The following is a 13,912-nucleotide window of genomic DNA, read 5'->3' on the forward strand; positions in this document are numbered from 1 at the left end:
TGGCTACTCGCTATGATAGATGCCCGAAGGTCTTCCTCTCAGCCATTGCACTCGCAGCTACCGTCTTGTTCCGGCTGTAAATCAATGAGTCCAGATACCCGGCGCTTGGTTTACGTGGGGTACAAACAAAAGCGGGCGGCGTCCGGGTGAGGCCGGGGGGGGGCGCGACATTCCGAGTCAAGTGCGGATTGGATAGATGCGCAGGCAAGCGATTTGATTTTAGTGACAGATCAGGGGCAGGAAAACGTTGATCGGAATTTCTTCAATGTTTTCAGCACTGTGGGACGTCACTGATATTTGACTCAATCGGCCGTCAAAATCTCAACAAATGAAAGAACCGCGTCATTCAATCCTGATCCAAACATCAGGCATTTTTGACTCAGAACGATCAGCCTCTCATCCACGCGGCGCAAAAAAACTTTGACGAGCTCAAACGGCCCTTGGATTTTCTCGCAGCTTAGATTGCCAGCTAGCAGCGGGAGAAATGGTCGTTCATGGGGCGTGTAGCCATGATAGCAGTTGCTCTTCACAAGTTGCTGGACTTTTCCGCTGCTTAGCCACCGGGCAAATACAAAACCGTGCTCGATTGCAGTTTTCCGTGAGAACACTGAAGGGAAAAGTGCTGTAGATCAATGACCCAAGAGATGAGTAAGCTCTACTCGGTCAATTTTGGATCTGTGGCGTTTGTCCATTGGGATTTTTTTCACGTGGATCACTTTGGCAACCCCGAATTCCAGCGCTAGGCTATTCCAGTTTGACAACTGATCCTTGTCACCCTCAATACATAGGGTTGGCTTTCCGTTAAGGCTCATTAGGGCACTGTTAGTCACGCTCGGCCATTGCCGGGCAGCTATTTCGATCGCGAACGGAAAGATGCGGCCAGTCGGGGTTGTCACCTCGCTCCTCAGTCTACCCCACAGCCACAAACGGCCCTGCTCATCCAACCGGCCGGCATCGCCTGTTCGATGCCAGATCGTGGTACCGTCTTTGATTTTGTTTTCTGTGGAGTGCGCGGGATCAAGATAGCCATCATTTACGTGATCTCCTGCCACCTGAACTTCGTCGTCCCGAATTCGGAGATTGATGTGCGAAACGGGGCGTCCGACCAAAAGCCCCCTACCCGCTGCCATATCGCGATAATCAATGTCCGAGATGTCGCGCGCATCAAGATGCGCAATCGGTTCCGCCTCGGTGGAGCCGTAAACGCAGACCACATCCAGGCTGGATTGTTCGAGCAAACCTTGGGTCAGGTCGGGAAAGACCGGGCCGCCGCCGGTAAAGACGGTGTGCAACTGGCCGGTATCTTTGCACTGCGCAAGTTTTTCACACAGGGACGGCGGGATCAAAAGCCGCGTGACCTGTTGTTTCGTTATCCAGCCCGCCAGTTGCTCGGGCGATAGACGATCCAGCTTGGCCATCTTCCAGTTTGGCAGAATCGTCGTGCGTCCGGCCGCCAGGTTGATCAGAGTGAAGACCGGAAACGCGACCAGATCCCGCTCGGCCATGGCACTATCCAGAAGCGGTGCGATTGCGTCATGCTGGGCCATCAGAAACGCGTGGCTGCGTGGGATGGCCTTGGCCGGACCCGTGGTTCCGGATGTAAAGGAAACAAGCGCCACATCGTTGTCTTGAACATCCACAATACTTGGCTCGCCCTGCCCTTGGCCCGGTCGTAGAAGAGGCAGCCCCACAAGCTCTGGCACAACAAAGCTGAGCAGCGCAAAGTAACCCGATGCGCAGAACGCCTTGGGCCGGGTTGTTCTTGCCGCGTAACGCAACCCCGCAAGACCCATCGCGGGCTCAGGCAGAACGACCGTTACCCCCAACGACCACAAGGCTGCGAGGCTGGCATAGAGATCCGCATTGACGGGCATTGCCAACAGAACACGGTCTCCATGGCGAAGACCCTTGCGCTCCCACTTGCTGGCCAATTGCTGCGCGCGTCCGTGCAAGGCGCGGAATGTGACCTGGTGACCGGTGCCTTCTACAATGGCGATCCGGTCCGGCTGTCGCGCGACCGCATCGGCAAAATGGTCCAGCAGGTTAGGCATCCAGACGCAGCCCAAACAAGGCGTACCGCCGGAACACATTGGCCCCTTCGACACCACTGCGCTCGGCGGATTGGTTGTCATCGTGGATCAACGCGTGGATCGCTGTGTCAAAGCCCTGTTCCAGGGCGGACTTGTGGAAATGACTGGCCAAGTGGCGTCCTGCGCCCCGTTCCAGGCTGGCATAGGTTTTCAGGATCGCCGCTTTGGGCTTTGGGCCTTCTGCATAGTTTGGAATGCCAAACAAAAATCCCACCAATGAGCCGTCCAAGCGGCGGGCAAAAAAGATTAGCTCGCGTTTCAACATCGGAACGACAGGCATGTACATCGCCAGGAAATCACGTTCAGAGATAGGTTTGTAGAACGCATTGCGTGCGAACGCCTCGACTGATAGGTGGTAGACCTGTTGGAACAGGCCCTCGGGATTGGTTCCATCCCAAGGTTCGACCGTGAACGCATCGGTTGCGGTCAAAGACGACCTGGTCGTTTGCGCCAAGGGAACGCGCGCCGAGAAATAGCTGCTGATGGGTGCAAAACCTGCCGCCTTGAACACGTCGGGGTCATGTGGCTTGTTCGCCGGTTCCATCAAAAACGGGGCTGAACCGTCGCTTTCCGAGACAAACCGATAGCTGTGCCAGGTATCCCCGGACATCGGACCGATAATCCGGTCGACCCCGGCGCTGCGGATCCGTTCGATAGCCTGATGCAGAGCTTGCAAACCGGCCTCTGGCGTCTTGCATGAGAAGTCACCGATGGTTGCCGCAGGCGCGCCATCCCATTCAGGGCCCTGCAGATATATGGACAGTTTGGCACCGTCGGTTCGAATGCTTTCCTTCGTCATGATATAACTCCGCCAGCGATCCGGGCGCTGATATCCCCTACTATGGACCAGATGTAATACGTAAGTGGCAGTAGCAGCGCCAAGAGCGTGAGCCGCGAAACACGGTTCTTTTGAAAAACATCCGGAAGCGCCCAAGGCATGATCGCGGTCACTGCGAGCGTGACAAGTGACAACGCGGTCAAAGGCTCGGCCCAGTTGGAATTGTCAGAGTTTAGCGAAACCGCCCAGATACGGATCAGAAACAGAACAGCGGCAGCAATCGGTATCGCAACAGGTATGGCCCTTAACATCACAGCGCAAAGCCCCATGGCCAAACCCATGGCGCTGAGGCCGAAAAAGGATATCGCATCCCAGCCCGTTGCATTGCCAAGAGCAAGCCAACCAAAACCCAAAATCCCCAGTGCGGCCACGATATCCAGATCAGGATACTTGCTGTCACATGGAGATGCGGTGCGCGCCCAGCCATGTGCGGCAAGAACCAGGATCGGCAAGACTGTATTCTGCATCTTGGCGGCGGCCAGCATCAGAAAAACCGCAACGACATAAACGCGGGTCGTATGTTTGCTAAGGCCTAGCCGAGTTCCCACCACGCCAAAACTGACCAGCGCGGCAAAGAACAAGATTGCAAGCATCGCCAGTTCTGCCAACGAACTGTGATAGTGCGTTTTCAGGAAAATCAACAAGCCGAGCGGCAGGAATAGGTTGTCAAAGCCGCGCCAGCTTTGCGCCTCGACCAGGGTGCCGAAACCGGCAACCATCAGGCATAGCATCATGATGTTGGACGGCGGCAGCTTTGACAAAAACAGGAAACAGATGATCGCAACCAACAGGGTTACGACAAAAAACACCACCGATCCTTCCAGGCTTTTGTCGCCATCTTCGACCACATAACGTTTGGTTCCATAGGTGGTCCCAGCAAGCGCGGCGGCGGCATCAGCCAGTGTCAGAACAGCGATCGGAAGCAAGTAGTACAGCGTGTTTTCACCGGCCAGCAAGAAACAAAGCCCGACCGAAAGCGCCAACAGGAAATCCCCGTACGAAGTACGCTCGACGCTATGGATGGCGGCCCCCAGACCTTTTGAGAAGCGGGGCAAACGCAAGATCAGCATCACGATCATCGTGGCCCCGATCAGCATGTAAACCGGCCAGCGATCCGGGAAAATCCACGGCAGAAGCATGGCAAAAAGCCCGGTGCCAACGTGCATCAGTTTACGTTGCACTTCCCCGCTAAGCCCGACCTTATGTGCCAGCCGCCGGACCACCGCCATCAGCCCCAACAAGGTAAAAACAGACATCACAGCCAACAGGATCTGGGCCACAACACTCATGAACGCACCTGTTCCACTACAAAGTCCGAGTAGAAAAAGGCCATGTCGCGGGCTTTCAACTGATCCTCAACCGCCTGAAGAGTTTCAACTTTGCTCTGGTAGCGGGCCGGCACACGGCGGGGTGCCATCATGTTCCAATACACCAAACGCGCGTTCGGGGCCGCGGCTGACAAGATGGAGCCATAGACCGTTTCAAACATGTCAGGCGACATATACTCGAAGATGTCGGACAGGTTGAACCCGGTGGCCTTCTCACCGGTCGAAACAAAAGCCTCTAACGACCCCGGGCGGATATCCAGACGATCCAGGCGGGCGCGGATCGTGTCAAAATGCTCGGGTCGCCAGGCCATCGGTAGAGCATCGCCATGCGTGCCCTTCAATATCCAGTGTAGATAAGGGTTTTGCGACGGATCAGTATCAACGCCTGCATGGCGAATACGGCGCGCCACATGCTGGGCCGGGCTGCCTTCAACGTGATCGAAAAACGCCTTGTCGCGTCCCATGCGGCCCATGACTAGACGGGAAAAGAACAGGTTCAACAACAAGCGCCACCGGAAGGTATCAAAGCGCGTGTCAAAGAATACTGCCCGCGCTTCGGAGGGGCGGGATACAAAGACGTCATCAATCGTTTTTCTGGAATGCACAAACGGCAAAAGCCGGGTGCGGAAGATGCGGAAATACCGCTCGAACTTGCCAACGCCGCCGATCCCGAAGCGCACGACCTCGGGGGAAAGCGCGGTCCAAAAGGCGCGCGTTTCCGGGTCGGTTTCCCCCAGCGCGCGTGACAGCAGATCAGCGCGCCTGTCGCTGGGGCGCGAGCCGGTCAGTTCCAGAAATTCAGGATGCGTCAGGGTCAGGTACGCGCCTATCCTCAGCTTCAGGCAAGCAATTTGCGCCGGGGACAAATCTACAACCACAACTTTGGCCGGGTCCAGCGTCAGCATCGCCAGCGCGTTATCCCCGGCTGAACAGATGGACACCAGCGTGCCCCCAGCGCAATCGCCCAGCGCGGCGGTCAGAACATCGGCATCCTCCCACAATTGCGCGTATCGGATGTGGTCGAAATCCGCCTTGCTTTCGATTTCACTCTGCCCCATCGTACCGTTCCACTTTGCCGCTTGCCCCGTCAACCGAAAGCGTTTCTCCGTCCCGGATCCACTGCGTCGCGCCTTTCAGGCCGACGACGCAGGGTATGCCCAGCTCTCGCGCCACGATGGCGGAATGGGACAGCAGGGACCCCCGTTCGACAACGATCGCCGAGGCATTCGAAAACACGGCGATCCAGCCCGGGTCTGTGTGCCGCGCCACAAGGATGTCACCGGGTTGCAGCGCCTCGGTGCGCGGGTCACGGATCACGCGGGCCTTTGCGGTAACCTGCCCAGCCGAACAGCCCGTGCCGGTTTTCACGCATTCCCCATCGCGTTCAGGTACTTCGGCATCCACCCAGATCGGCGCAATTGCGGGCCCCCGGATTTCTATGCGCTCCGGCGGGTCGGGGCGTTCAGACGATGCACGATCTTCGCGTTGGCGTTGCGCGACGATGGCTTTCAGATCCGGGGACAGGCTGAATCCTTCAATGGCCCCCAGAACCTCGTGTGTTGTCAGGTGAAACACGTCACGGGGTTCGGCAAGAAGCCCCCTTGCCGCAAGCTCGCGCCCGATCCCCAGGAAAACACGCCGGGCATGGCCGAATATCCGGGTGCGTTCAAACCGCAGGTTCTCTCGATCCCGGACGCGCGCCTTGGCCCAGCCCACGATCCATTTGGACAAGTAGCGTTTCAAAGGATTGGCGGGGAACAGGGATTTCCAGTCCGGCTCACGGCCTGTATGTCGTTTGCCTTCCGGTCGGGCAGCACTGGCCGCGACCGCCATCAACAGGCTGGAGGGGTCCTCGCGCAGCGGAATGCTTTCCAGCTTCAGTTCTTCGGTACATCGGTCGCCGAATTTTTTCAGATATAATTGAACCTCGTCCTTGATTCGGGGGTAAGGATCCAGGGTTTCCAACCGGCAGTCCGCGCTGAGATGATCCGCTATCCCTGCTTCGCGGACCATATGCGCCATCCGGGCAATACGCTGCACCGGTTCCGCCGAGACGATGTCACCTTGACCAATCATGACATCGTTGTGCAGCACTAGCCCATCTTCACGCAGCCACTTGTGCAGCAAGTTGCGCGATGCGCCAAAGGCGATCATGCACAGGAAATCGTTGACCAACGGGGCGTCCCAGCGATCCAGCAGGCTGCTTTCGATATCGCGATATTCAGCGGCCAGTTCGGTCGCATTGGCAGTTTCGATGTCCAGATCACGATCCAGAACATCATTCAGCCTGTCGTAGAAATTGCGCCGGGTGCGTGGCAAATGCAGGGCCTGCCATGTCAGGCCGCACGCAACCCCAGCCAGTTTTGCGTATTCCCATATCTTGCGCACACCTTTGGCGGGCGGAGGCCCGATCTGGTCGGTGATTTCAGACGGCATGGGTTCGGACACACCCATCATCGTTTCCATGTAATCGCGATTCAGCGAAAACCCCGGCAACAGCGCCAGCGCGCGGTACCAATTGACCAGATTGTAGTAAACCCGCCCATCAATGCGCCCAAGGAAGTTGTCGAAAAGGGCCGCGTTCTGCGCGACGTTTCTGTTCGATACGCCCAGAAGCCGAACAAAAGCGCGATAAACCCGCGAGTAGACGTGCACAGCAAAGGAATAGGTCAACGGGCTGACCATGCCCGGATAGCTTTCGACGATGTTGGAATTGTCGAAAATGGTCAGCGCCTCATCCGGCAGAGCCGCTGGTCGCAATGCAGTTGTGATTGGCCGCGCCTGAAGGATATGCAGCGCACCATCGGCATCGAACGCCCATTCGATGTCTTGCGGAGCGCCAAAAGCCTCTTCTGCTTGCCGTGTAAGCGCTGCGACCCGAAGCGCCTGATCCGGGGTCAGGACCTGAGGTGCCGCTTGGGCGCATTCGGGGTGCCCGTTTTGGTCAATGGTCCAATCCTCACCATCAACTTCACCTGCCACCAGCGCGTCGCCCAGACCTTTGACGGCGGACACAACGACGACGTTTCTTCGCCCTGTCACGGGATCGGCAGAAAACGCGACACCTGCCGCCATTGCATCAATCATGCGTTGGACGATGATCGCCGGGGCCTCTGCCCCGCCCCCGGTTTTGACGGCGCGATAGATGGCGATTGTCTCTGCAAACCCGGATTGCCAAACCTGTTTCGCCGCCCCCAACACGTTGCTGTTTGTGACGTTCAGAACCGTATCGAACTGACCGGCGTGGCTGTGGTCTGCTCCGTCTTCGGCCCGACCGGAACTGCGCACTGCATATGGCCCCGGACCCAGCACATCCAACGCAACATCCAGCGCGCCTTTCAACCCGCGTGCTGCGACCGGCCCCGTCTTGCCTTTGCGAAACGCGGCGTCGGTGATGACAAAAAACGCAGGCGGGTTGAACCCGTGGCAGGCTAGATTCGACAGCGCGGCGGCTTTGCCTCCGACCTGGCTCGGATCCGTGGCTTCGGATTGGCTGACGATAAAACTCATCTGAAAGCTCCAATCAGAAACGGCAAAAAACCCGCTGTGGCGTAGCAAAAGAACACCCAAAGCCCGGCAATTGTGTCCATTCTATCCTGCGCAACGGGGGTCGGTGCCATGACATAGCTGCGCGCGGCCAGACCGCAGGGCACCAACGCAAGAGCCCCAACCCCGACCGTGAACCAGCCCACGCCCGTTGCAAACCCTGTACCCACCAGAAAAACAAAGGATAGAACGACACAGCACAGCCAAATCATGGTGGCACGGCGATACCCCCACAGGCCCGAATAGGTATCGACCCCGTCAATCTCATTTTCGGGCGACCAGAGCTTGCGCCCGATCTCAAGAACGCAGCCATTGATAAAGGACAGCACCAGAAACAACCAAAGCTGTGGCGCCGCTCCTCCGGCCGGAAGCCATTCGATGCTGGTCAGCAACAGGTCGATCAGCGGCATGATTGCCATATGACTGACCAGATAGAGAACCGGCCGCGCCTTTAGCCAGGCTGATGCGCCGAATTCAGCAGTCATTGCCGCCAGCCACACCCAAACCCCCAAAAGGCACCACAAAACCAACGGGGACCATAGCCATGCAGCGGCAACAGCCACCGGCAGGGTCAGCAGGCCCAGCACCAGAACTTCGGCGGGTGACACCAGCCCTCGTGGAATGGGACGTTCGGGCCGGTAGCGGCGGTCATCCTCGGCATCCTTGAACTCGTCGCAAACGCGCATCTGGAAAAACAGCGCCATTGCGAGCACAAATCCAACCACAAAACCGGGCCATTCAGGTAACGGGCGATCCGCAAGCCGGGCCGAGACGCAGATGCTGGCCGCCGAAAACACCAGCAACAGCGGAACGGTCTTCTTCAACGGAAACCGTTCGGCCTGATAGGTCCACAATCGCTCCAGCAAAGTCATCTTTGGCGGGCCAAGCTTTCATGGGCGCGGGTGAAATGGCCCGCAGCGATTGCTGCTACAATCGAAATCTCTCCGCACAGACAGATGGCTGCGGCCACTTCGGCCAGCGCCGTGCCATGGCCCGCGCCCTTCAGTCCCAGAATGTTCAGCGCCGCACTTTGGCTGGGCAGACCGGTGCCGCCGCCCACAGACCCTACAAGGATATTCGGGAGCGTGACCGAGCAGAAAAGATCGTCCCCTTTGGGCTCCATCCGCGTCACGCCCATCGCGCTTTCGGCGACACAGGCCGCATCCTGCCCGGTTGCGATGTAAAAAGCAGCAAGCCCGTTGGCATAATGGGCCTGCGCCCCCAGCTGACCCGACAGGTGCGCGCCAAGATTGGCGACCCGCCCATAGGCCAACATGGCGTCCACGGTCGTTCCAAGCGTTTTTTCGACGACTTCCGCAGGCAAGGTGACCGACGCGCTGACCTTGCGACCACGCCCTGTGACCAACCCAAGCGCCGAGGCTTTTTTGTCGCCTGAAAAATTCCCCTCAATATACCAGTTTTCCATGGGTATCGGGCAATGATTGACGATCGCCCGGCACAGCGCATCCGTAGCAATGGTCACCATATTCTGGCCCGCGGCATCCCCTGTCGTGTAACGGCAAATCAGAAAAACGATATTGGTGTCGATAAACGGCTCGACCGAGACAAGCTTGCCATGCCGGGTCGTGGCTTCGGCTGCGGCGCGAAGATCGTCGATATTGCTGACCACCCAATCGACAAACTGACCGGCTTGCAAAAGGCCTTCGAACACAAAGGCGGGCGTGCGCAGGACACCTTCGTACAAGACGGCCGTGCTAACCCCTCCAGAACGGCCAGTTGCAAAAGCCCCTCGCGCATAAGAGGCAACAAGCGCGGCCTCAGTCGTCGCCAGAGGCACATAAAAATCCCCGTTGGCGTTCATACCGTTCAAGCGCAATGGCCCGACGATGCCAACTGGCACTTTCACAGTTCCAATGAAGTTCTCAATATTGGCGCTGTAGGTTTCAGAAGCTGCAACTGTCGCAGCATCAGCGATCAATGCCTGATCTGCATCGCTTGGCCTGGGCTTTAGGTGATCCCAGAACCGCGCAACCGTCTTACTGTCAGCCTTGCGAGAAGGGCGCAAAGACGAAAATTCTTCGTCGCTTGGGGCCATCTGCTGTGGTGTGCGTTCAGCATCATATCGCACTTTTATACGCCGCAGCATTTCCCGCACATGAAATGGAATGATCAAAAGTCGGCTCCGATAAACGCTGTACAAACGACTGCAGACTTAATTCTGCGCTGGCTGCACCCTAACAAGAAAGCAAACGATATCCAGTGAATACATCCAGTTGTAGGCTGTAAGTGACCCTACCCTTTTGACTTGGTCCACCCTTATAGTTGCGAAACGGAGGATCAAATGGGGTTTCAAGCGGCTCAAGCGGGAAGAGATTGTAACAAAGTTATGGCAAGTTAGGATGCTATGCGGCCGAGAAATGCGGTGTGTTGATACCACCTGCCAAGCTTCTCGACTCGAGTATTTCCGCTACCATTGGATGTTTGGCGGCATCGTAACAAACTACGAACGTCGCAGTATGGGTGTTGTGTGAAGCGATCTCGGGCTGTATCGTCACCCATCTGAGTCCTCATCACTCCAGTGCCCCAATTCATAAATGCTCTGTTTTTTCATACGACTTATAAAAGCAAGGTAGTTTATCACCTGATCTACCTCATCCATGTCTCCGGTGGCATAGGCGACTGCAATCATCTTGAACTGAGCTTCAGGATTCTCCGCTACTATTTCGTCACACCGATCCGCACTGTTTTCAGTCCCAAATGAAGCGGTCCGTGCTTTGTCCACTTCACCCCTCATTTCATTGAGATAGGCCTTCTTACTGAGTTCGGGGGCGTTCTCGCCCAACTTAACCACGGCCTCCCAAATTGGATTGAGCCGTTCAAAGAGATCATTTCGACCATCAGTCATGTCTCTTCACCTCGCAGTTTAACAATTGCTTGAAGTTGACCTTTGGGGAAAACTGACAGCGGCCTACCCGTCACCACGCTGCTGATCGATTTAATGCAGTTCTTCTCAACAACCAAAACATGTCAATGCGAACATCGGCACAACTCTGACTTAGAGTCGTTTTCCACATCTGCTCAGCGGGAATTCGTTATCGACTCAAAACCTGCCACTACCCTTTCTGTTCGGGCCAATGAGCGCATGTTTGATTGCAGCTCTTGCTCACTCACCGATGGAAGGCTTTGGACAGGTCTCGGTTGCCGCCCGCACTATACTGGGCGTACCGGACCTCTCGATCTCATGCTGCGCGCGCTCTCAGCGCCAAATGCTCTGCACAAGCACGAATTTCCACAACACGGCGTGGTTTTGAGCCAATCGCGCATCGCGCAGCATAATGTGGAGGGGTCAACTTACGAAGCGCGCAACTTAGTGAACAATTACCACTGTCGCGCCAACGCCGATTATTGGGCGACCGAGCGGCAGGTGGAAGGTTTGATGTTGTGATGTTCAATTGTTACCCGACTGAGCCAAAGTTCATTATGGAACTAAGCCATGTCTACAACTCTGCAGATACTCTCTAAACTTAGCGTTAGACCTTCCTCGCTGATTCCCCCAAAGGCTAGACGTAGTGCATTATCCGTGCCGGGTGGCACTGCATATGGCTCTGCCGAGGAAACTGCGACACCCCTTTCCGCCAGCATAGATACGATTGGATCAGCCCGCTTTCGCTTCGGTAAGCGCACCCAAGTGAAGCTAGCGTTTCGATGTGAGCAGATATCGTATCCATTCAAATACTCATGGCAAAGCCGCTGCCCTCTGGCACCGGCCTCCCTGCGCCTGTTCTCGAATTCCAAGATTGAGCCATCTTCGATCCAGTGCGTAACCAATGCGGTAATAACAGCTGGCGTGTTCCAGGTTGTTGCGCGGATCGCCATCGTCACAGCTCCAGCCAAATCGGGCGGCACAACTATATATCCGAGTCGCAGGCCCGTTGCCAAAACCTTGGACACACCTCCGATGTAAACGGACCGCTCCGGCGCAAGCTGGAGAAAACTTGGTGGCGGGTCCGTTTCAAGAAAATCGTAGGCTCCGTCTTCTATTATCAGTAAGTCAAAGTGCCGGGCGACAGCTACAATTTCCCGGCGCGTTTTCTCGTCCATAACCGATCCTAGTGGATTGTGAACGGTAGGGGTGAGATAGACGGCACGGACAGATTTGGTTTTGCAAAGACGAAGCAAGGATTCCGGGTTCATGCTTCCTTCTCTCTCAGCAACTGAGTGTAGCAAAAGGTCGCGCAAACCGACCACTGCGCGAAATCCTGGATATGTCAGCTGGTCAGTTGCGACTATGTCACCTCGCTTTAGGAGACCCAGGGCGGCAATCGAAAGTCCGTGTTGGGCGCCAGATGTGATGAAAAGGTTCTCTGCATTGATCTTTCCAACTCTGCTTGAGAGATAAGCAGCGATGATCCTCCGCTCACTCAACACCCCGCCATGCGGTTGATAGCGCAAAACAGAATTTAGGTCTCCGCGTCTGGCGAGCCAACGCAAACCGGAGCGCAGGATTTCCCCGTCACCTGGATCGGCCGGCATGTTGAAGACCAGGTCAATTGGCGGCGCATCCTCAAACTGTTCGATTCCAAGGGTGAGCGGTAATTCCGGGTTTCTGACGAACATGCCGCGTCCGCCTTCCCCTACTATGAAGCCCCTTTGCTTCAGTGTTTTGTACGCACGCGTTGCTGTTGCTAAAGCCACACCGTTTTGCTCGGCAAAGGCCCTGTGTGTTGGCAAGCGCGTTCCAGGGGGGATCTCACCGGATTTGATCTGCACTACCAATTTTTCCGCTAGGTCCAGATAAACCATGATTGGCCTCAGCGCTTTTCCGCTGTCCTTAGTACAATACAGTAATTGTGATAACAATATTCGCGTGTCAACCTTAGGTTTAGTTCGCCAAAGGATGCCACCCATGCGAGAGACCACTAGCCACGCGATTCTCGCGTTCGCGCTGTTCACCACAACCTATGCAGTAAATCTGCAGGCACCGCTGTATTCTGTATACGCAGACAACAGTGGTGTTGGGGCAACAGCGATCACGATTGGCTTTGCCGCCTATGTAGCAGGTTTGATGCCCACGCTCATCTTGCTTGGCGGTATGTCAGACCGAATTGGTCGCAGGCTACCAGTGGCGATCGCTCTGGCCTTGGGTGTCGGCGGAACAGCCCTGTTGGTTGTCGCTCCAACGTGGCCTTCATTGGTGTTTGCCCGTTTTGTGCTGGGCGTTTCCACAGGGTTTGCTACCACGGCCGGGACGGCGTACATGGCTGAGCTATTCAGTCAGGATCGTACGAGACAAGCCACATTGCTGGTAACGTCCGCCACCTCATTGGGCTTTGGGGGAGGCGCGCTGGCAACCGGTCTCAGTCTGGCCCAGTGGGGGCCAAGCATTATGCCTGTCAGCTTTGTCGCTCTATTCCTCGTTGCCCCAATTTTGGCGCTGGTAGTGCTTGCTCTACCCAAAGCAGACAACCCGCAGAGAGTGGCCATGCTGCGTTTGCCTGTATTTCCTGAAAGAACATGGCAATACGGAATGGCGCTGGCGCTTGCCTGGTCTACCACCGGTATGACCATTGCAGTTGTTCCGCTGCAACTTCATGCGCAGGGACTCGGGGCATATACTGGGTTGGTCATATTCCTGGCCATCTTCGTTGGGTTCCTGTCGCAGCCGCTGGCCCGCAGGTTGACGAACATAAGCGCATTGCGAGTTGGATTTGTTTTCGTGCCGCTCGGCTTTCTCACGGTGTTGGTTGGCGTCTGGCTCCAGGAAATCTGGCTGGTTCTTGCAGGAACGGCGATCACAAGTTCGGCTAGCTATGGATTTACATATCTATCGAGCCTATCGGAGTTTGCAATCCGCGCGCCGGAAAACCGCGCACGCGCCGCTGCCGGGTTATTTGTCTATGCGTATGTTGGGTTTTCGCTGCCAACAATCGCAAGTGGCGCAATGGCTGATAAGTTTGGCCTTCTCACAGCAATGTCAGTTTTTGCCGCGCTGCTCGTCGCCATAACAATTGCGGTTGGATGGTTGGGCAGATCGACCGGCCGTACCGAACCCGCAAACCAAACCGAAGAGCCAACATTCCGCAGTGAGTCGGCACAGGCGGTCAAATCAGGCTAAAGCCGCGAATGCGTTGTCGCAGGGCAGGGTAAAT

10 protein-coding genes and 1 pseudogene are annotated in these 13,912 nt (G+C 56.4%); 2 read left to right on the forward strand and 9 right to left on the reverse strand.

Annotated elements, in window-relative coordinates:
* Positions 1-629: 629 nt before the first annotated feature.
* The 8 genes from ACR0EL_RS17165 to ACR0EL_RS17200 form a co-directional block, all read right to left on the reverse strand.
* On the reverse strand, positions 630-2,051 hold the full coding sequence (locus ACR0EL_RS17165; RefSeq protein WP_480501290.1) for an AMP-binding protein: 1,422 nt from the start codon (positions 2,049-2,051) through the stop codon (positions 630-632).
* Positions 2,044-2,889 carry a hypothetical protein gene (locus tag ACR0EL_RS17170; protein WP_480501291.1) on the reverse strand — a complete coding sequence of 282 codons (846 nt, stop codon included), beginning with the start codon at positions 2,887-2,889 and terminating at the stop codon, positions 2,044-2,046. Before ACR0EL_RS17170 ends, ACR0EL_RS17165 begins: the two co-directional genes overlap by 8 nt.
* Positions 2,886-4,217 carry a hypothetical protein gene (locus tag ACR0EL_RS17175; protein WP_480501292.1) on the reverse strand — a complete coding sequence of 444 codons (1,332 nt, stop codon included), beginning with the start codon at positions 4,215-4,217 and terminating at the stop codon, positions 2,886-2,888. Before ACR0EL_RS17175 ends, ACR0EL_RS17170 begins: the two co-directional genes overlap by 4 nt.
* Positions 4,214-5,314 carry a BtaA family protein gene (locus tag ACR0EL_RS17180; protein ID WP_480501293.1) on the reverse strand — a complete coding sequence of 367 codons (1,101 nt, stop codon included), beginning with the start codon at positions 5,312-5,314 and terminating at the stop codon, positions 4,214-4,216. Before ACR0EL_RS17180 ends, ACR0EL_RS17175 begins: the two co-directional genes overlap by 4 nt.
* Entirely contained in the window at positions 5,301-7,766 is a 2,466-nt protein-coding gene (locus ACR0EL_RS17185) for a PEP/pyruvate-binding domain-containing protein (protein ID WP_480501294.1), read from the reverse strand. Before ACR0EL_RS17185 ends, ACR0EL_RS17180 begins: the two co-directional genes overlap by 14 nt.
* A complete protein-coding gene (locus ACR0EL_RS17190) occupies positions 7,763-8,674 on the reverse strand; it encodes a UbiA family prenyltransferase (RefSeq protein WP_480501295.1) in 912 nt (303 codons plus the stop codon). The genes ACR0EL_RS17185 and ACR0EL_RS17190 overlap by 4 nt, the downstream gene beginning before the upstream one ends.
* Positions 8,671-9,936 (reverse strand): hydroxymethylglutaryl-CoA reductase, encoded by a 1,266-nt coding sequence (locus ACR0EL_RS17195; protein ID WP_480501296.1) that lies wholly within the window; start codon positions 9,934-9,936, stop codon positions 8,671-8,673. Before ACR0EL_RS17195 ends, ACR0EL_RS17190 begins: the two co-directional genes overlap by 4 nt.
* A 378-nt stretch (positions 9,937-10,314) precedes the next feature.
* Positions 10,315-10,668, reverse strand: a complete 354-nt coding sequence (locus ACR0EL_RS17200) for a hypothetical protein (RefSeq protein WP_480501297.1) — start codon at positions 10,666-10,668, stop codon at positions 10,315-10,317.
* A gap of 199 nt (positions 10,669-10,867) precedes the next feature.
* Between ACR0EL_RS17200 and ACR0EL_RS17205 the strand changes: the two are divergent.
* Positions 10,868-10,987 (forward strand): annotated as a pseudogene (locus ACR0EL_RS17205) (AbrB family transcriptional regulator); the annotation flags it as partial.
* Between the two features lie 262 nt (positions 10,988-11,249).
* Here the strand turns inward: ACR0EL_RS17205 and ACR0EL_RS17210 are convergent.
* Positions 11,250-12,566, reverse strand: a complete 1,317-nt coding sequence (locus ACR0EL_RS17210) for an aminotransferase-like domain-containing protein (protein WP_480501298.1) — start codon at positions 12,564-12,566, stop codon at positions 11,250-11,252.
* On the opposite strand from ACR0EL_RS17210, the gene ACR0EL_RS17215 reads away from it, so the two are divergent.
* Complete coding sequence (locus ACR0EL_RS17215) at positions 12,565-13,878, forward strand: MFS transporter (protein WP_480501299.1); 1,314 nt, start codon at positions 12,565-12,567, stop codon at positions 13,876-13,878. The genes ACR0EL_RS17210 and ACR0EL_RS17215 overlap by 2 nt on opposite strands.
* Positions 13,879-13,912 lie beyond the last annotated feature (34 nt).

The sequence above is a fragment of the Ruegeria sp. AH12 genome (assembly GCF_056541465.1).

What these genes read in the sequence shown, in the direction of transcription:
- ACR0EL_RS17210 (WP_480501298.1), bottom strand. Translation starts at nt 12,566, where the DNA reads ATGGTTTATCTGGACCTAGCGGAAAAATTGGTAGTGCAGATCAAATCC.
- ACR0EL_RS17200 (WP_480501297.1), bottom strand. Translation starts at nt 10,668, where the DNA reads ATGACTGATGGTCGAAATGATCTCTTTGAACGGCTCAATCCAATTTGG.
- ACR0EL_RS17185 (WP_480501294.1), bottom strand. Translation starts at nt 7,766, where the DNA reads ATGAGTTTTATCGTCAGCCAATCCGAAGCCACGGATCCGAGCCAGGTC.
- ACR0EL_RS17180 (WP_480501293.1), bottom strand. Translation starts at nt 5,314, where the DNA reads ATGGGGCAGAGTGAAATCGAAAGCAAGGCGGATTTCGACCACATCCGA.
- ACR0EL_RS17175 (WP_480501292.1), bottom strand. Translation starts at nt 4,217, where the DNA reads ATGAGTGTTGTGGCCCAGATCCTGTTGGCTGTGATGTCTGTTTTTACC.
- ACR0EL_RS17170 (WP_480501291.1), bottom strand. Translation starts at nt 2,889, where the DNA reads ATGACGAAGGAAAGCATTCGAACCGACGGTGCCAAACTGTCCATATAT.
- ACR0EL_RS17165 (WP_480501290.1), bottom strand. Translation starts at nt 2,051, where the DNA reads ATGCCTAACCTGCTGGACCATTTTGCCGATGCGGTCGCGCGACAGCCG.
- ACR0EL_RS17215 (WP_480501299.1), top strand. Translation starts at nt 12,565, where the DNA reads ATGATTGGCCTCAGCGCTTTTCCGCTGTCCTTAGTACAATACAGTAAT.
- ACR0EL_RS17190 (WP_480501295.1), bottom strand. Translation starts at nt 8,674, where the DNA reads ATGACTTTGCTGGAGCGATTGTGGACCTATCAGGCCGAACGGTTTCCG.